Below are 18,482 nucleotides of genomic sequence, written 5' to 3'. Positions count from 1 at the left end.
CCCGGGGTTCCTTGACGCCGCTCATGCGTAGGGCCCCCTGCTCATTTTCGCGGCCGCCGGATAAGGTCGTACCTACCCTCATCACTCGCGGCCGTCGCCGTACAGAAAGGTGCGCTCGATGTCCGAGCATCATCTCCCGTCCCCACTCGAAGTCAGCCCCGAAGCGCCGGACCGGAACCTCGCCCTGGAACTCGTCCGGGTCACCGAGGCCGGTGCCATGGCGTCGGGCCGCTGGGTCGGCCGGGGTGACAAGAACGGCGCAGACGGCGCGGCGGTCAGGGCCATGCGCGCCCTGATCCACACCGTCTCGATGAACGGCGTCGTGGTCATCGGAGAGGGCGAGAAGGACAACGCTCCGATGCTCTACAACGGCGAGCGGGTCGGCGACGGCACCGGCGCCGAATGCGATGTGGCCGTGGACCCGGTGGACGGCACCACCCTGACCGCCAAGGGCATGGCCAACGCCGTCTCCGTCCTCGCGGTCGCCGAACGCGGCACCATGTTCGACCCCTCCGCGGTCTTCTACATGGACAAGCTCGCCACCGGCCCGGAGGCGGCGGACTTCGTCGACATCACGGCACCGGTGGCGGTGAACATCAAGCGGATCGCCAAGGCGAAGCGGTGCGCGGTCGAGGACGTCACCGTGGTCATCCTGGACCGGCCCCGCCACGACGGCCTGGTCAAGGAGGTCCGGGAGGCCGGTGCGCGGATCAAGTTCATCTCCGACGGCGATGTGGCCGGCGCGATCATGGCGGCCCGGGAGGGCACCGGCGTCGACCTCCTGCTGGGCATCGGCGGTACGCCCGAGGGGATCATCGCGGCCTGTGCGCTGAAGTGCATGGGCGGCACGTTCCAGGGCAAGCTGTGGCCCAAGGACGATGACGAGCGGCAGCGCGCGCTGGACGCCGGCCACGACCTCGACAAGGTCCTCCAGATCGACGACCTGGTCAGCGGCGACAACGTCTTCTTCGTCGCCACCGGCATCACCGACGGCGAGCTGCTGCGCGGTGTCCGCTACCGCGCCGAGACCGCCTACACCCAGTCCCTGGTGATGCGGTCCAAGTCCGGCACGATCCGCACGATCGACTCCCAGCACCGGCTGTCCAAGCTGCGCGCGTACAGCTCGGTGGACTTCGAGCGCCCGAGCTGACCCCTGCCCGCCCGAGCTGACCCCTGCCCGCCCGGGCAGGCCGGCCCGCTCTCCCCCCGGTCACGTGCTTCGCCCCCGCCGGAGACTCCGGGAGCTCTGGGAGCTCCGGGGACTCTCCGGCGGGGGCGAAGCGGCTCACCCGACCCATCCACCCCATCCGGCCCACCCCCGCCCGCCGCGCGGGTCAAGGGTGGTCCGTGAGCATGGTCAGCCTGCCGCGGGCACCCGGGCGACACGCTGGAGCTCGGCCTCCCGGCGCCGCCGACGGGTCAGCACCACCCGGCGCTCGGCCGCGGTCAGGCCGCCCCAGACGCCGTACGGTTCCGGCTGGAGCAGCGCATGCTCCCGGCACTCGACCATCACGGGACAGCGGGCACAGACCCGCTTCGCCGCCTCCTCCCTGGCCAGCCGCGCGGCGGTCGGCTCTTTGGACGGGGCGAAGAACAGCCCGGCTTCATCCCGGCGGCACACCGCCTCGGAATGCCAGGGGCCGGACTCGTCGCGCGCAGGCACTCGCGGGGACGGAACGACAGCGGCATCCTGCAGGGGCTGATGCGGTAGCAGCACGGTCTACTCCTGACGACGGCTTCGGCGAGAGAATTCACCCTTGACCGTCTCGCTGCGCACGGCTTTTTTCGCACCCCGCAGCCGCACGAGAGACGATGCACCAGCCCTACCCGCTGTACGCACGCTTATGCACACCGTGTCGATCGTGCGGAAACGAGACATCGCGACAAGGCGAAAATCGCGTTCTCGGCCGCCCGGCCGCCCGGCCAGCCGGTCCTCACGCCGGCCCTTATATGCGGCGGCGCAGGTCGCGTACGAGGTCGCGGATCACGGCGCCGCGCTTGGGCTTCGCCTCGACGCTGCCCAGGATGGCGTAGCCGTTGATGTGCACCTGCGGGGCGTCGCCGTCCACCGCCTCATGCGTCTCGATCTCGAAACTGCCCAGGACCCCGGAGCCGCTGCTGCGCAGCGTGACGTTCTCCGGGACCCGCATCTCGACGCTGCCGAAGATGGCCGTGACGTTGATCAGGACCTGCTGCTGCGGGAAGACCGCCTCGGTCAGGTCGATCTCGACGGAGCCGAAGACCGCCACGGCGTTGATCCGCGCCGGGACCCGCCAGCGGCCCTTGCGGGTGGAGGAGCTGAAGATCGCGACGAGGTTCTGGTCCGGCAGCGGAGCGGCTGGCGCGTACGCATGGGCCTGATGCGCACCGGCCTCAGGGGCCGGGCGTCCGCCACCGGCGGCGGGCAGGTCCCGTATGACCGGCTCCAGCTCCCCCATGGTCTTGGCGCGGTAGACCACGTCGATCCGCTCGGAGTGCTCCTCCGGGTCCAGCCGGCCCTCGGCCAGCGCCTCCCTGAGGATCTCGGCGATCCGGTCGCGGTCCGCGTCGGACGCCCGTATCTCGCCCTCGGCCACCGTCTTGGTCAGCTTCACCGCGGGCGAGCCAGGGCTCTCTTCCGGCTTCCGCGTCATGTGCTCCGGCTTCCGCAGCATTCCGGGCGGGGTCTCGGGGCCCGGACGTCCCCCGTTCTCAGCATCCACGGCCCCAGCCTACCGAAACGCGATAGATCGCGACTAGTGGTCTCCCCGGCCCGCACCAAGTGAGCCTTACCTCACCACCGCAGCCACGCCGCAGGGTTCTACGCTGTGGAAGCGCTGCCGTAGAAGCCAGCTCACACCTCCGAGTAAGGATTCATCGCCTCATGTCGGTCTCTTCCCGCCCGGCCCACCCGGAATTCAGCTATACCGACCTGCTCCCCACCGGCGAGGACCACACCCCCTACCGGCTCGTCACCTCGGAGGGCGTGAGCACCTTCGAGGCCGACGGCCGGACGTTCCTCAAGGTGGAGCCGGAGGCGCTGCGCAAGCTGGCCGCCGAGGCGATGCACGACATTTCGCACTATCTGCGCCCGGCTCACCTCGCCCAGCTCCGCAAGATCCTCGACGACCCCGAGGCCTCGGCCAACGACCGCTTCGTCGCGCTCGACCTCCTCAAGAACGCGAACATCGCCGCGGCCGGCGTCCTCCCCATGTGCCAGGACACCGGCACCGCGATCGTCATGGGCAAGCGCGGCCAGCAGGTCCTCACCGAGGGCCGGGACGAGGAGGCGCTCTCCCACGGCATCTACGACGCCTACACCCAGCTGAATCTCCGCTACTCCCAGATGGCCCCGCTGACCATGTGGGACGAGAAGAACACCGGCTCCAACCTCCCCGCCCAGATCGAGCTGTACGCGACCGACGGCGGCGCCTACAAGTTCCTTTTCATGGCCAAGGGCGGCGGCAGCGCCAACAAGTCCTTCCTCTTCCAGGAGACCAAGGCGGTCCTCAACGAGGCCTCCATGATGAAGTTCCTGGAGCAGAAGATCCGTTCCCTCGGTACGGCCGCCTGCCCGCCGTACCACCTGGCCATCGTCGTCGGCGGTACGTCGGCCGAGTACGCCCTCAAGACCGCCAAGTACGCCTCCGCGCACTACCTCGACGAGCTGCCCGCCGAGGGCTCCCCGGCCGGCCACGGCTTCCGCGACAAGGAGCTGGAGGAGAAGGTCTTCGAGCTGACGCAGAAGATCGGTATCGGCGCCCAGTTCGGTGGCAAGTACTTCTGCCACGACGTCCGCGTCGTCCGGCTCCCCCGCCACGGCGCGTCCTGCCCGGTCGCCATCGCGGTCTCCTGCTCCGCCGACCGCCAGGCCGTCGCGAAGATCACCGCAGAGGGCGTCTTCCTGGAGCAGCTGGAGACCGACCCGGCCCGCTTCCTCCCGGACACCACCGACGCCGAACTGACCGAAGGCGCAGGCCCGGACCTCGACGCGGTCGCCATCGATCTCAACCGCCCGATGGACGAGGTCCTCGCCGAGCTGACCAAGCACCCGGTCAAGACCCGCCTCTCGCTCACCGGCACGCTGGTCGTCGCCCGCGACATCGCCCACGCGAAGATCAAGGAACGCCTGGACGCCGGCGAGGACATGCCGGAGTACCTCAAGGACCACCCCGTCTACTACGCGGGCCCCGCCAAGACCCCCGACGGCTACGCCTCGGGCTCCTTCGGCCCGACGACCGCCGGCCGGATGGACGCCTACGTCGAGCAGTTCCAGGCCGCCGGCGGCTCCAAGGTCATGCTCGCCAAGGGCAACCGCTCCCAGCAGGTCACCGACGCCTGCGCCGCCCACGGCGGCTTCTACCTCGGCTCCATCGGCGGGCCCGCCGCCCGCCTGGCCCAGGACTGCATCAAGAAGGTCGAGGTCCTCGAGTACGAGGAGCTGGGCATGGAGGCCGTCTGGCGGATCGAGGTCGAGGACTTCCCCGCCTTCATCGTCGTCGACGACAAGGGCAACGACTTCTTCCAGGACCCGGCCCCGACGACGCCCACGTTCACGTCGATCCCGGTGCGGTCGTCCTGACAGCAGCCCGAGACACAGCCTGAGACACGGAGCCCCCGGCCGCACTGGCCGGGGGCTCCGTGCTTACCAGCGCCCCCGGTGGCGGGGGCAGGCGCACGGGGGCCATACCTGGCTGAGCCCGTACACGTTGACCGGTTCGCCGGCCAGAACGCGGATCTGCCCCCGTTCCTCCCGTACGGAGCCGTCGGGGCCGGTGGTATAGACGCGCAGGGTCATCAGGGACTGCTGGGGCCGGGGCGGACCTGGTTGCTCGCGGTCGGGACTCACCAGACCACCTCGACAGGCTGCGGCTGTTGCTCGTAGACGCGGTAGTACGGGCGTACGAGGGGCGACCTGTCGCCGTCGATCGGCAAGTCGACGGCGCGCGGCTTGCGGGCACGCGCTGCGGAGGGCACGTGCGGTGGATTCCACGGCCAGACGACGACCGTGCGACAAGTGCAGGTGTGCGCGCCGGTTTTGGCGCGATGGCGCCCACCCGGGGCGAACATCGCCCTCGCCCAGGCGAGGCAGCGCCCGATAGAGTCCAGCATTGTCGTCAGCTCCCTTACTAGCTGGCGGCCGTGCCCCGGGGCCGTCGCGTCGGTCGCCGGGGTCTGCCGCGTTCGGTGCAATTACTTTGTGTGGCCCCATAGTTGCCCTGTGCTGACTACGATCGACAGAGGGTTTCTGTCCCGGGACTCGACGGGGACATGGAGGAGATGGGCCGATGACGTTCCAGCCGCACGCTCTCTCACCGGACCGCTCGGCGCGCGATCTGTTCGGCGCCAGGCTCCGGCATCACCGCGAGAAGGCGGGGATGTCGCTGAGGCGGCTCGCCGAGGTGCTGGACTACTACAGCAAGTCCCAACTCGCGCGGTACGAAAAGGCGGAGTCGTTGCCGTACGACGACCTGCCGCAGAAGCTGGACGCCTGCTTCGGCACGGAGGGGCTGTTCGTGAGCCTGTACGAGCTCGCGAAGAAGGAGCCGTTTCCCGGCAAGTACCGGCGTGTGATCGAGATCGAGAGCCAGGCCACTGTCATCGAGCAGTACGTGACTGGCTCTGTCCCGGGCTTGCTTCAGACGCCGGAGACGGTCCAGAGATGGCTGCGATGCGGGCATCCCCACGCCCCGGATGCGGAGATCGAAGCACTGGTGAAAGCTCGGATCGACCGACAGGCGCGTCTCAGCGGCCAGAAGCCGCCGCGCTGCTGGTTCATCCTCGACGAGGCGGTGCTACACCGCCAGGTGGGCGGGCCGCAGGTGATGTGCCGCCAAATGCTGTCCCTGATCGAGCGTGGGACAGCGTCCCACATCACTCTGCAGGTCCTGCCGTTCAAAGCAGGAGAGTTCCCGGATGTGCTGGGCGGCGCGTTCACGCTCTACACCGTGCCCGATAAACCGCTGGTGGCTTACGAAGAAGGCAGCCGGTCCGGGACCATCATCGAGGATCCGGACAAGGTGGCGCAGCGCCGGGAGTCCTACGATCTGCTAAGGGCCCACGCCCTCTCGCCTCCCGACTCCGAGGCGATGATTCGAGCGGCAATGGAGGACTGGACGCCATGCGAACCACCCCGGACCTGAGCACGGCTGTCTGGCGCAAGAGCAGCTACAGCAACGCTGACGGAGGCGAGTGCGTCGAGGTGGCGGAAGGCTTTCCCGGCGCTGCCCAGTGGCGCAAGAGCAGTTACAGCAACAACGACGGGGGCGTGTGCGTCGAGGTCGCCGACGGCCTCCCCGGCCTCGTCCCCGTACGGGACAGCAAGAACCCCCACGGTCCAGTCCTGCTCATACCCGGCAGAGCCTGGGCCGCGTTCGTGGCGGGCGTGCGAGCCGGGGACCTCGGTGTCTGAAACGGCGCTCTGGCCATGCGGCAGGCGTTCCCGCATAACTGGCAGCCATGACGACCACAGGCGAACAGACCACCGACCGGCGCCCCCTGCACGAGCGCATCGCCGCGGATCTACGGGACGAGATCCTGTCGGGAGCGGTCCTCCCGGGCACCGCCCTGCTGTCCGATGAACTCCGCCATCGGTTCGCCGCCTCCGGGCCGGCCGTGCTCCGCGCACTGGAAATGCTTGAGGACGAGGGCCTGATCACAGGGGATGCGGGGATAGCGGCCGCACCGGACGTGCTGGTACTTCAGCACCGGCAGAAGACCATGCGGCCGTCGCGGGGCCTGACTCCGGCCGTCCCCGGTCAGCCGTACCGCTGGATCGTCGAGGCCCGTAAGCGTGGGGTCCGTGCAAGCTGTGCCCTGCTGGAGGTCAAGGTCGTGGCCGAACCCCCGGCTCCGGTGGTTCAGGCGCTCAGGCTGAGCGCCGCCTGGAGCGCCGCCGTCCTGCGCTCCCAGGTTCTGACGTTCGACGACGAGCCTGTCGGAGTGGTCAAGTCGTATTTCCCCCTGGATATCGCTCGTGGCACCGCCCTGATGGAACGCCGCAGGGTTCGCGGGGGTACCCCAACGCTGCTGTCACAGCTGGGCTATCCGCCGCGCCGGTGTGTGGACTCGGTGTCCGCCCGGATACCGACCCAGGAGCAGTACGCCCTGCTGAGGCTGCCCAGCAGCCTTCCGGTGCTGCGGACGTTCCGCGTGGTGTACAGCGACAACGACCGGCCGGTCGAGGTCAACGACACCGTCGAAGCGGGCCATCTGTACGAGCTGCAGTACGAATTCTCGCCGATGTCGTAGCTGAACAGCTGAACAATCGGCTGAAGTGGTTGAAGTGGTGTGACGCGGTGCTGTCGCCGGGAACAGATCGGCGGTCGCGTGCACTGTCATAAGCATGAGCGAAAACGGTGACTTCAGGATCGAGCACGACTCCATGGGTGAGGTGCGCGTCCCCGCGCATGCGAAGTGGCGGGCGCAGACGCAGCGGGCGGTGGAGAACTTCCCGATCTCCGGGCAGCGGCTGGAGCGGGCGCACATCGAGGCGCTGGCGCGTATCAAGGGGGCGGCCGCCAAGGTCAACGCCGAGCTGGGGGTGCTGGACGAGGACATTGCCGGGGCGATCCAAGAGGCGGCCGCGGAGGTAGCGGGAGGACACTGGGACGAGCATTTCCCCGTAGACGTGTTCCAGACGGGGTCCGGGACGTCGTCGAACATGAATACCAATGAGGTCATCGCGACGCTGGCCGGTGAGCGGCTGGGGCGGGCTGTGCATCCGAACGACCATGTCAATGCGAGTCAGTCGTCGAATGATGTGTTTCCGTCGTCGATTCATATCGCGGCGACTTCGGCCGTTCTTCACGACCTGATTCCCGCGCTGGAGCATCTGGCGGAGGCGCTGGAGCGGAAGGCCGAGGAATTCGCGGGGGTCGTGAAGTCGGGGCGGACGCATTTGATGGATGCGACGCCGGTGACGTTGGGGCAGGAGTTCGGGGGGTACGCGGCGCAGGTGCGGTACGGCGTCGAGCGGCTGCGGAGTTCGTTGCCGCGGCTGGCGGAGTTGCCGCTGGGCGGTACAGCGGTGGGGACGGGGATCAATACGCCGCCGGGGTTCTCGGTTGCGGTGATCACCGAAGTGGCGCGGGCGACCGGGCTGCCGCTGACGGAGGCGCGCAACCACTTCGAGGCGCAGGGGGCGCGGGACGGGATCGTCGAGACCAGCGGGCAGCTGCGGACGATCGCGGTGGCGCTGACGAAGATCGCGAATGACCTGCGGTGGATGGCTTCCGGACCGCGGACGGGCTTGGCCGAGATCAACCTGCCCGACCTCCAGCCGGGGTCGTCGATCATGCCGGGGAAGGTCAACCCGGTGATTCCGGAGGCGGTGCTGATGGTGGCGGCGCAGGTCACCGGAAATGATGCGACGGTGGCGGCGGCGGGGGCGTCCGGCAATTTCGAACTGAATGTGATGCTGCCGGTCATCGCGCGGAATGTGCTGGAGTCCATTCGGCTGCTCGGGAATGTGGCGCGGCTGCTGGCGGACCGTACGGTCGACGGGATCACCGCGAATACGGAACGGGCCCGGGAGTACGCGGAGTCGTCGCCGTCGGTGGTGACACCGCTGAACAAGTACCTCGGGTACGAGGAGGCGGCGAAGGTGGCGAAGCGGTCGCTCGCCGAGCGGAAGACGATCCGTCAGGTGGTCGTCGAGGGCGGGTATATGGAGCGCGGGCTGCTGACCGAGGAGCAGTTGGACGCGGCGCTGGATGTGCTGCGGATGACGCGGCCGTAAGTAAGTACGTACGGGCGTACGCACGCGCCTCCACCAAGCCGTAACAGCGCGGTGGGGGCGCGTTATCCCGCTCGTAACGGTGGGTGCGGTCCATATCACGGCGCGCGTCTTGGGGCGCCACTAAAATTCGCTCATGACAGCGGACATGGTGGGCACAGCGGAAGGCAGCACGGCGGAATCGGCTGAATCGGGGGAATCTGGGGAATCGGGGGACGTGGAGGAAGCCGCCGGTACGGCGGAGGGCGGTACGGCGGACGGGCGCTGGGTCGTGGGGGAGCACATTCTGTGGCGCTATCGGGACAACGCCGACCGGCGGCAGTTCCACATCTGCCGGCCGATGACGGTGGTGCAGGACACCGAGGAGCTGCTCGTGGTGTGGATGGCACCCGGCACCCCGTGTATCCGTCCGGTGCTGGCCGACGGTACGCCCGTGCACCGCGAGCCGCTGTCCACCCGCTACACCAAGCCCCGCCGGACCACCCGCGGCGAGTGGTTCGGGGCGGGTGTGCTGAAGCTGGCGCGGCCCGGCGATCCCTGGTCGGTGTGGTTGTTCTGGGAGCGCGGGTGGCAGTTCAAGAACTGGTACGTCAATCTGGAGGAGCCGCGCCGCCGTTGGGCCGGCGGGATCGACTCCGAGGACCACTTTCTCGACATCTGCGTCTACCCGGACCGGCGCTGGGAGTGGCGGGACGAGGACGAGTTCGCGCAGGCGCAGCAGGACGGACTGATGTCGCCGGCCCAGGCCGCCGAGGTCAGGTCCGCCGGCCGGGCCGCGATCGCACAGATCACGGCCTGGCGGAGCCCGTTCGTGGACGGCTGGGAGGACTGGCGGCCGGATCCGGCCTGGGGCATCCCACAGCTGCCGGAGGGCTGGGACCGCGCACCGGATCGTTTGCGGTCGTGAGGGTGTGAAGTGAAACGGGGGGAGTGAAGGGGGAGTGAAGGAGGCGAACCATGGAAAGGTGCGCCTATGGGTGACGCTGTTTCCCGCCGGGGGAAGCGGGGCCGAGCCCCCTTGCTGCGCCATGGGTCTTCAAACGTAGGATCGTCCTCCGCAAGACTGCACAGGCGCAACTCCAGAACGGAAAAACGAGCTTGGCCGCGGCCGGCGGTCGCAGGAGGAGCGAGGTCGTGAGGGCGACTAGCTACGACGCATATGAGGGCCTGAGCCGGTTAGCGCTGGACCGGGCCGGGCAGGCCGAGGCGTTCGACGCGATCGGCGACCGGTACGACGACGCCTTCCCGCACAAGGAGGGCCAGCTCGCTTCGGGCGCCTGGCTGGCCGGTGCGCTGCCCGCCGGCTCGCGGATACTCGACGTCGGGTGCGGTACGGGCCTGCCGACGGCCCGTCAACTGTCGGAGGCCGGGCACCGCGTCGTGGGGATCGATCTCTCCCCTTCGATGGTGAAGCTGGCCCGCGACAATGCTCCGGGAGCCGAGTTCCACCGACTGGATCTCGCCGATCTGCGCGGCGGCCGGCTCGGCGGCCCCGGCTCTTTCGACGGAATAGCGGCTTTTTTCTCCCTGCTGATGCTGCCCCGTGCGGAAATCCCTTACGCACTGGCCCTGCTGCATGATCTGCTACGTCCTGAGGGGCTGCTGGCCCTGTCGATGGTCGAGGCGGATGTGGACGACTTCACGATTCCGTTCCTGGGCAACTCGATCCGGGTATCGGGTTACCTGCGGGACGACCTGCGCCGGGTCGTGTGCGACGCGGGATTCGACGTCGTCGGGGAGGACGCGTACGCATATGCCCCGGCGAGTACGGACGTACCACCCGAGATCCAGCTCTTTCTGCACCTGCGACGCGCCTGAGACGCAGCGCGTCGGGCGCGCCCCGTACGGGCGACGCGCCCGGAACGCGGCGTGTCGGGCGCGCAGCCCCGGACGGATGGAATCCCACGCGTGACGGAGCACCCCACCTCCCACGAATCGCGGCGGTCGGCATCGACCGCCGCGCCCTCGGCGTCCCCCGCGCGGGGACCGGGCGGGACGGCGCCGCTCGGCGCGGTCCCCGACCCGCGCAGTGCCCTGCGGCAGCAGCCGGGCGCGACCGGGTTCGCCCCGTCGCCCGGCAGCGGCTTCGCGGTGCGCGGCGGTGACGACCTCGGCCTGGCGGGTGCCGCCGTCACGGCCTCGGCGGGCCCGCCGGCCGGCCGTGCCGGGCAGCACGCGGACCGTGCGGATCAGGCGGACCACACCGGTGCCGAGCCGCCCGCGGACCACGGTGCGGCTCGCGACGATGCCGCCCTTCCGTACGGCGAGGCCTACGGGAGCACGTACGGCGGTGACTCACACGGGGAGGTGGCCATGCCGGCGAGCGGGCGGCCGGGCGGCGTGCCGGAGGCGGGGCGGGAGTCGGCCCGGGCCGGGCGGCGGATGGCGCAGGGTGCGGTGAACCGCGTCGAGGCGCCCGATCCCGGCGAGGAGCCGCACCGCGGGCAGCGTCCGCACCCGCCCGGCGGCGGCGTCGGCCGGGCGCGGGAGGAGGACGTCCAGCGGTCGCGGCCGCACGGCGGCGAGCCGGGCCCGGGGGTTCCGGGGCAGGCGCCGGCGGGCGAGGGCGGCACCGGCCGGTCCCGGAACAACGAGGGCCCCGGACGGACACGGAACGAGGACGCCGGGCGGACACGGAACGAGGACGCGGGACGGACGCGCGGCGGGAGTGCCGGGGCCCAGGTGCCGGCACCCGCCGGTCCTCCGGAGGGCCTGTCGTCCGCCCCGCTGCCGCCGCCTCCGGCGCGCTCGGCGCATCCGGGCGAGAGCGCCGAGGTGGCGGCGGCCCGGCAGGCGGGCGGGGACCGGCTGCGGTTCATCGGGGCGGCGACCCGGCGGATCGCCCGGGGTATCGACCTGGACGAGATCGTGCTGGGCCTGTGCCGGGCCACGGTGCCGACGTTCGCCGACGCGATCCTGGTGTACCTGCGGGATCCGCTGCCGGTGGGCGACGAGCGGCCGACCGGGCCGGTGGTGCTGCGGCTGCGGCGCACCGACCGGATCCCGGAGGAGCCGGACACCAACGGCGTGCGGCTGCCCGTACTGCCCGCACAGCCGGACCTCGGGCCGGCGATGGGCGGCAGCGCGGCGGAGCTGGCCGAGGTGCGGCCGGGCGGTCCGCTGGCGGAGGTGCTGCGGGGCGTCCGGCCGCTGTTCGGTGAGGCGCAGGCGGCGCGTACCGCGCTGCCGGAGCTGCTGGGGCCGGATCCGCGGCTGCCCGGCGGGCACCGGGTGATCCTGGCGCCGCTGCGGGGCCGTCGGCGGGTGATCGGTGCCGCAGCCCACCGGGGTGCGGCTGGCCAGCCGGTATCTGCCGGCCGCCGAGACGGCCCGGGTCGGCGGCGACTGGTACGACGCGATTCCGCTGCCGGGCAGCCGGGTGGCGCTGGTGGTCGGCGACGTCATGGGTCACTCGATGACCTCGGCGGCGATCATGGGCCAGCTGCGGACCACCGCACAGACCCTGGCGGGGCTCGACCTGCCGCCGCAGGAGGTACTGCACCACCTCGACGAGCAGGCCCAGCGGCTGGGCACGGACCGCATGGCGACCTGCATGTACGCGGTGTACGACCCGGTGGCGCACCGGATCACGATCGCCAACGCGGGGCATCCGCCGCCGGTGATGCTGCACCGCGGCGGGCGCGCCGAGGTGCTGCGGGTGCCGTCGGGGGCGCCGATCGGGGTCGGCGGGGTGGACTTCGAGGCGGTGGAGCTGGACGCCCCGGAGGGCGCCACGCTGGTGCTGTACACCGACGGTCTGGTCGAGTCGCGGATCCGGGACGTGTGGACCGGTATCGAGCAGCTGCGGGAGCGGCTGGCGGAGACGGCCCGGCTGACCGGCCCCAACCCGCCGCCGCTGGAGCCGCTGTGCGACGAGGTGCTGGACATGCTGGGGCCCGGCGACCGCGATGACGACATCGCACTGCTGGCGGCCCGGTTCGACGGGATCGCGCCGAGCGATGTCGCGTACTGGTATCTGGACCCGAAGGCGGAGACGGCCCGGCAGGCGCGCCGGCTGGCCCGGCGGGCGCTGGCCCGCTGGGGTCTGGAGGAGCTGAGCGACCAGCTGGAGCTGCTGGTCAGCGAGGTGGTGACGAATGCGGTGCGGTATGCGGAGCGGCCGATCACGCTGCGGTTGCTGCGCACGGACGTACTGCGCTGCGAGGTCGGGGACGACGTTCCGCAGCTGCCGCGGCTGCGTCAGGCGCGGCCGTCGGACGAGGGCGGGCGGGGCCTGTACCTCGTCAACCGGATGGCCCGGCGCTGGGGCGCGACCCGTCTGAGCATGGGCAAGGTCGTCTGGTTCGAGCTGACCATGCCGTCGGGGGCGCCGCGCCGCTGACGCCGGGCGCGCCGCCTCCCCTGCTCGTCCCACATAACCCCGTCCCCCATAACCCGTCCCACATATTGGACCCCGTCTGAGACCAGATGGGGTCCAACTCTTGCCGACATGCCGTCGGAGGCGTTGACTGCTTGGGTGGACAAAAGGGACTTATTATCCCATCGCCCTATCCCCTTGCATCCCGTCCACGCCTGTCGAAATGGGAGGAATTCCTCCGATGACCAGCACCGCCCACGATGTGCCGCGTACGACGAACAACGCCGGGGTCCCGGTGGACAGCGACGAGCACTCGCTCACCGTCGGCCGCGACGGCCCGATCCTCCTGCACGACCACTACCTGATCGAGAAGATGGCCCAGTTCAACCGCGAACGGGTCCCCGAGCGGGTGGTGCACGCGAAGGGAGCGGGCGCGTACGGCACCTTCGAGGTCACCCACGACGTCAGCCAGTTCACCAAGGCGATCGTCTTCCAGCCCGGCAAGAAGACCGACATGCTGGCCCGGTTCTCGACCGTGGCCGGTGAGCAGGGCAGCCCGGACACCTGGCGCGACCCGCGCGGTTTCGCGCTCAAGTTCTACACGGAGGTCGGCAACTACGACCTCGTCGGCAACAACACCCCGATCTTCTTCGTCCGCGACACGATCAAGTTCCAGGACTTCATCCGCTCCCAGAAGCGGCGGCCGGACAACGGCCTGCGCGACAACGACATGCAGTGGGACTTCTGGACGCTGTCCCCGGAGTCCGCGCACATGGTCACATGGCTGATGGGCGACCGCGGCATCCCCAAGACGTACCGCCACATGAACGGCTACGGCTCCCACACCTACATGTGGATCAACGAGGGCGGTGAGCGCTTCTGGGTCAAGTACCACTTCAAGACCGACCAGGGGATCGACTTCCTCACCCAGGAGGAGGCCGACCGGCTCGCCGGCACCGACGCCGACATCCACCGGCGCGATCTGTACGAGGCGATCGAGGGCGGCAACCACCCGTCCTGGACGCTGTATGTGCAGATCATGCCCTTCGAGGACGCGGCGGACTATCACTTCAACCCGTTCGACCTGACCAAGGTGTGGCCGCACGGCGACTACCCGCTGATCGAGGTCGGCCGGATGACCCTCAACCAGAACCCCGACGACTACTTCATCCACATCGAGCAGGCCGCGTTCGAGCCCGCGAACCTGATTCCGGGCGTCAGCGTCTCGCCGGACAAGATGCTGCTGGGCCGGATCTTCTCCTACCCGGACACCCACCGGTACCGCATCGGCCCGAACTACGCCCAGCTACCGCCGAACCGGCCGCATGTGCCGGTGCACTCGTACGCCAAGGACGGCCCGATGCGCTTCGACCCGGCTCGGACGGGCCGGCCGTATGCACCGAACTCCTACGGCGGGCCGGCCGCCGGCGCCGACCAGTTCGACCCGGCCGCCGGCTGGGAGACCGCGGGCGAGATGGTCCGTAACGCCTACACGCTGCGCCGGGACGACGACGACTGGGGCCAGCCGGGCACCATGGTCCGCAACGTCCTCGACGACGCCGCCCGCGACCGCCTGGTCGACAACGTCTCCGGCCATCTGCTCAACGGCGTCAGCGCGCCGGTGCTGGAGCGCGCGCTGCAGTACTGGCGCAATATCGACAAGAACATCGGCGACCGGATCGCCAAGAAGGTGAACGGGGGCTAGGCGTCCGTGGGTGGGGGCTGCTCCTGCCCTAGCGGGGGCTAGGCGTCCGCCGGCGCTACCCGGCGCACGATGTGCGAAGGCGCCCGGAGCGGATCTGCTCCGGGCGCCTTCGGCTGTCTCAGTACCGGGCGGGGGCGCCGGTCTCAGCCGACATTCGGCAGGCTGTCGCTGCCGCCCTGGCCGCCGGTGCTCTGGCCGCCGGTTCCGCCGTCACCGCCACCGGTCGTTCCGGAGCTGGTGCCGCCGCTGTCCGTGCCGCCCTCGGTGCCACCGGTCGGCGGGACGGGTGGGCTGCTGCTCGGCGTCCGGCTCGGGGACGGGGGCGGGCTCGGCGGGCTGCTGCTCGGCGTCCGGGTCGGGGACGGGGTGCTGCTCGGCGTCCGGGTCGGCGTCGGGGGCGTCGACGGGGTGTGGGTCGGCTTCGACGGCGTGGTGGGCGGGGGTGCCACCCCGGCGCCGAGGTTGGTTTCCAACTCGAACTCGGCGTCGGCGTCCGAGCCCAGCGCGGACTGGGTGTAGTCGGACCAGACCAGGGCCGGGAAGTAACCGCCGTCGATACGCTCCTTACCGCCCACGCCGTAGAGCTTGACCTGGCTGCCCTTGGCGCCCTCGCCGAAAATACCGACCGCGGTGACGAGCTTGGGCGTGTAGCCCACGAACCACGCGGACTTGTTGTCGTCGGAGGTACCGGTCTTGCCCGCGATGTCGGTGGCGGCGTCGACCACCCGCCGGCCGGTGCCGCCCTCGTTGACCACACCGGTCAGCACGGACGTCATCGTGTCGGCGGTCTTGCGGTCCAGTACCTGCTCGCCGATCGGGTCCTTGAGCTGGACCTTCTCCTCGACGTTGTCCTGGGTGGTGCGCTTGGCCTCGACGACCAGAGCCGGGGCGACGACCTTGCCGTGGTTGGCGAACGCCGCGTAGACACCGGCCATCTGCTGGGTACTGGCGCCCATCGAGCCGAGGGACATGGCGGGCGTGGCGTCGATCTTCTTCTCGGTCATGCCGAGCCGGCCCGCGAGCTTCTTGACGTTGCCCAGCCCGGCGTCCACGCCCATCTGCGCGAAGACGCTGTTGACGGACTTCTCGGTCGCCTTCTGGACGCTGATCTGCCCGTAGTCGACGTGGTCCTCGTTCTCCGGGGCGTACGGGATGGTGCTGCCCTTCACGGGGCGCTTGTTGTCACCGTTGTAGATCGTGTTCGGGGTGATCAACCGCCCGTCCTGGGTCACCGCGTTGCCCTCCATCGCGGCGGCGAGGATCAGCGGCTTGAAGGTGGACGCGGCCTGGTAGTCCTCGCGCTGGGCGTTGTTCAGGTAGTGCTGGGTGTAGCCGGCGCCGCCGTACATGGCCACGATGTGGCCGGTCTTCGGGTCGACCGAGGTCGCGCCGAGCTGGGCGTCCCGGTCGACCTTGCGCTTGTCGGGGTCGAGCTCGTCGGTGAACTGCTCCTTGACCGACTTCTCCAGCGCCTGCTGCTTCTTCCGGTCGATGCCCAGGGTGATGTCATAGCCGCCCCTGGCGAGGAGCTTGGCGTCGACGCCCTTGCTGATCAGCTCGTCCTTGGCCGCCTTGATCAGGTAGCCGCTCTGACCCTTCAGCCCGGGGTCGGGCTTGGTCTTGATCGGTATCTGGAACTTCTGGGTCTTGCGCTCCTCGGGCGTCAGCCAGCCCATCTCGACCATGTTGTCGAGCGCGTACGCCCAGCGCTCCTGGACGCGCTTCCTGCCGGCCTCACTGGCGATGTCCCAGTCGTACTGGTTCGGCGCCTGGAGCAGGGCGGCGAGGTAGGCGCCCTGGGAGACGGTCAGCTTGTCGACGTCGACGCCGTAGTACGCGTGCGCCGCGGCCTGGATGCCGTAGGCGTTGCGCCCGTAGAAGCTGGTGTTGAGGTAGCCGGCGAGGATGTCGTCCTTGTCGTACTTGTTGTCGGCCTTGAGCGAGATCACGATCTCCTGGAGCTTGCGGCTGACCGTCTGCTCCTGGGTGAGGTAGTAGTTCTTCACGTACTGCTGCGTGATCGTCGAACCGCCCTGCTTGCCCTTGCCCATGAGGGTGTTGAGGATGCCGCGGGCGGTGCCCTTCAGGTCGACGCCGGAGTCGGTGTAGAAGGTCTTGTTCTCGGCGGCGACGAAGGCGTGCTGGACCTTCTCGGGGATCTTGTCCAGGGCGACGGTCTCGCGGTTCACCTCGCCCCTGCGGGCCATGATCGTGCCGTCCGAGTACCGGTAGATGTTGCTCTGCAGGGTGGCGTCCTCGTTGCCGACCTTGGGCACGTCCACCGTCAGGTACAGGCCGACGAAGCCGAGGATGCCCAGGAGGCACACCCCGAGGAAGGCTCCCAGGAGCTTCTTCCAGGTGAAGAAGCGACGTATGCCGGACTTCTTCCCAGGCTGTTTCGTCCGTTTCGTGGCCTGTTTGGCCCGGCGGGCGCTCCCCTGCCGCGCCCGTCTTGCTTCCGCTCGGCCCATCGCTCCAGCAACTCCAGTCGTTCCGCCCCCAGCTAACTCAGCTGTTGAAGCTAACACCGCATCTGTCGGCGATTACTCATCGATCGCGGCTTTTGCCGACGTGACAAACAGCACCCGGGGAGAGCGGAACCCCGGGGTGGGTATTCCGCGTCGCCCTCGCCTCACCTGCGCGCTTACCACGATCCGGCCTTCGCGCGGGGGCTGGACGGACGGCCGGCCGACGGTTAAAGTGCTATCACTTTGCTTGACCAGCGAAAGCATGGAATGCGGTGGACATCACGGACCGCACCGGGAGAAACGGGGAACCGATGACCGATCAGACACCAGCCGAGCGCACCACCGGGCCCGGAGACGTCCCCGAGATGCCGACCCCCCAGGTCCGGGAGAAGCCGGCGCACAGCATCCCGGGCGGACTCGCCCTGCTGCTGACCGTGCTCGGCGTGGCGGTGGGCATCGGCATGTTCATCGTCGCCGCCGTCCTCGGCGACCGCGGCAACAACGCGGTCGCCGTGCCGATGGTCATCGTCGGCATCCTGCTGCTGATCGGCTCGCTCTTCTGCATGACCGGCGTGAAGATGGTCGCGCCCGGCGAGGCGCGGGTCATCCAGCTCTTCGGGCGGTACGTCGGCACCATCCGCACCGACGGCCTGCGCTGGGTCAACCCGCTGACCTCGGCCCGGAAGATCTCCACCCGGGTGCGCAACCACGAGACCGCGGTCCTCAAGGTCAACGACGCCTACGGCAACCCGATCGAGCTGGCCGCGATCGTGGTCTGGAAGGTCCAGGACACCGCCCAGGCGCTCTTCGAGGTCGACGACTTCCTGGAGTTCGTCGCCACCCAGACCGAGGCGGCCGTCCGGCACATCGCCATCGAGTACCCCTATGACGCCCACGACGAGGACGGTCTGTCGCTGCGCGGCAACGCCGAGGAGATCACCGAGAAGCTCGCCGTGGAGCTGACCGCCCGGGTCCAGGCGGCCGGCGTCCAGATCATCGAGACCCGCTTCAGCCACCTCGCCTACGCCCCCGAGATCGCCTCCGCGATGCTCCAGCGCCAGCAGGCCGGTGCGGTGGTGGCGGCCCGCCAGCAGATCGTCGAGGGCGCGGTCGGCATGGTCGAGCAGGCGCTGGAGCGGATCAGCGAACAGGGCATCGTCGAGCTGGACGAGGAGCGCAAGGCGTCCATGGTCAGCAATCTGATGGTGGTGCTGTGCGGCGACCGGGCCGCGCAGCCGGTCCTCAACACCGGCTCCCTCTACCAGTGAGCCCCCA

Annotated in this window: 15 protein-coding genes and 1 pseudogene; 11 read left to right on the top strand and 5 right to left on the bottom strand. The window is 69.7% G+C overall.

Features of this window, described 5'->3' with window-relative positions; all coding sequences use genetic code 11:
* The first annotated feature begins 118 nt into the window (after window positions 1-118).
* Entirely contained in the window at window positions 119-1,150 is a 1,032-nt protein-coding gene (gene glpX, locus AZE13_RS02580) for a class II fructose-bisphosphatase (protein ID WP_066926333.1), read from the top strand.
* A 207-nt stretch (window positions 1,151-1,357) separates the two neighbouring features.
* Here the strand turns inward: glpX and AZE13_RS02575 are convergent, their stop codons facing one another.
* Together AZE13_RS02575 and AZE13_RS02570 are read right to left on the bottom strand one after the other, a co-directional pair.
* Window positions 1,358-1,717, bottom strand: a complete 360-nt coding sequence (locus tag AZE13_RS02575) for a WhiB family transcriptional regulator (RefSeq protein WP_066926330.1) — start codon at window positions 1,715-1,717, stop codon at window positions 1,358-1,360.
* A gap of 229 nt (window positions 1,718-1,946) precedes the next feature.
* A complete protein-coding gene (locus AZE13_RS02570) occupies window positions 1,947-2,633 on the bottom strand; it encodes a DUF1707 domain-containing protein (protein ID WP_066927166.1) in 687 nt (228 codons plus the stop codon).
* A gap of 230 nt (window positions 2,634-2,863) precedes the next feature.
* On the opposite strand from AZE13_RS02570, the gene AZE13_RS02565 reads away from it, so the two are divergent.
* Entirely contained in the window at window positions 2,864-4,561 is a 1,698-nt protein-coding gene (locus AZE13_RS02565) for a fumarate hydratase (protein WP_066926328.1), read from the top strand.
* Between the two features lie 63 nt (window positions 4,562-4,624).
* On the opposite strand, the gene AZE13_RS36205 is transcribed toward AZE13_RS02565, so the two are convergent.
* Together AZE13_RS36205 and AZE13_RS37765 are read right to left on the bottom strand one after the other, a co-directional pair.
* Complete coding sequence (locus tag AZE13_RS36205) at window positions 4,625-4,828, bottom strand: hypothetical protein (RefSeq protein ID WP_147264596.1); 204 nt, start codon at window positions 4,826-4,828, stop codon at window positions 4,625-4,627.
* Window positions 4,825-4,956, bottom strand: coding sequence for a hypothetical protein (locus AZE13_RS37765; RefSeq protein WP_258527542.1), 132 nt, complete (start codon window positions 4,954-4,956; stop codon window positions 4,825-4,827). Before AZE13_RS37765 ends, AZE13_RS36205 begins: the two co-directional genes overlap by 4 nt.
* Before the next feature lie 311 nt (window positions 4,957-5,267).
* Here AZE13_RS37765 and AZE13_RS02560 point away from each other — a divergent pair, with 311 nt between their 5' ends.
* The 8 genes and pseudogenes from AZE13_RS02560 (at window position 5,268) to AZE13_RS02525 (ending at window position 14,739) form a co-directional block, all read left to right on the top strand.
* Window positions 5,268-6,122 (top strand): helix-turn-helix domain-containing protein, encoded by an 855-nt coding sequence (locus AZE13_RS02560; protein WP_066926326.1) that lies wholly within the window; start codon window positions 5,268-5,270, stop codon window positions 6,120-6,122.
* Entirely contained in the window at window positions 6,101-6,391 is a 291-nt protein-coding gene (locus AZE13_RS02555; RefSeq protein ID WP_066926325.1) for a DUF397 domain-containing protein, read from the top strand. The genes AZE13_RS02560 and AZE13_RS02555 overlap by 22 nt, the downstream gene beginning before the upstream one ends.
* Window positions 6,392-6,438: 47 nt before the next feature.
* Complete coding sequence (locus AZE13_RS02550) at window positions 6,439-7,230, top strand: GntR family transcriptional regulator (protein WP_066926323.1); 792 nt, start codon at window positions 6,439-6,441, stop codon at window positions 7,228-7,230.
* A gap of 94 nt (window positions 7,231-7,324) precedes the next feature.
* The gene (locus tag AZE13_RS02545) at window positions 7,325-8,719 is read left to right on the top strand and encodes a class II fumarate hydratase (RefSeq protein ID WP_066926320.1); all 1,395 of its coding nucleotides are present in this window, start codon (window positions 7,325-7,327) and stop codon (window positions 8,717-8,719) included.
* A gap of 133 nt (window positions 8,720-8,852) precedes the next feature.
* Window positions 8,853-9,623 carry a DUF402 domain-containing protein gene (locus AZE13_RS02540; protein WP_107288219.1) on the top strand — a complete coding sequence of 257 codons (771 nt, stop codon included), beginning with the start codon at window positions 8,853-8,855 and terminating at the stop codon, window positions 9,621-9,623.
* 227 nt (window positions 9,624-9,850) lie between these two features.
* Window positions 9,851-10,534 (top strand): class I SAM-dependent DNA methyltransferase, encoded by a 684-nt coding sequence (locus AZE13_RS02535; protein WP_066926318.1) that lies wholly within the window; start codon window positions 9,851-9,853, stop codon window positions 10,532-10,534.
* Between the two features lie 495 nt (window positions 10,535-11,029).
* Window positions 11,030-13,058 (top strand): annotated as a pseudogene (locus AZE13_RS02530) (SpoIIE family protein phosphatase).
* Window positions 13,059-13,275: 217 nt separating this feature from the next.
* A complete protein-coding gene (locus AZE13_RS02525) occupies window positions 13,276-14,739 on the top strand; it encodes a catalase (RefSeq protein WP_066926317.1) in 1,464 nt (487 codons plus the stop codon).
* A 143-nt stretch (window positions 14,740-14,882) separates the two neighbouring features.
* Here AZE13_RS02525 and AZE13_RS02520 read toward each other — a convergent pair whose 3' ends face one another.
* Window positions 14,883-17,210 (bottom strand): transglycosylase domain-containing protein, encoded by a 2,328-nt coding sequence (locus tag AZE13_RS02520; protein WP_066926315.1) that lies wholly within the window; start codon window positions 17,208-17,210, stop codon window positions 14,883-14,885.
* Between the two features lie 308 nt (window positions 17,211-17,518).
* Between AZE13_RS02520 and AZE13_RS02515 the strand changes: the two genes are divergently transcribed.
* Entirely contained in the window at window positions 17,519-18,475 is a 957-nt protein-coding gene (locus AZE13_RS02515; protein WP_066927164.1) for an SPFH domain-containing protein, read from the top strand.
* Window positions 18,476-18,482 lie beyond the last annotated feature (7 nt).

It is taken from the genome of Streptomyces sp. NBRC 110611, from assembly GCF_001590865.1.
In the GTDB taxonomy this organism is placed as follows: domain Bacteria; phylum Actinomycetota; class Actinomycetes; order Streptomycetales; family Streptomycetaceae; genus Streptomyces.
Note: the sequence above shows the minus strand (reverse complement) of the source record. Positions and strands in the feature narration are given on the sequence as shown.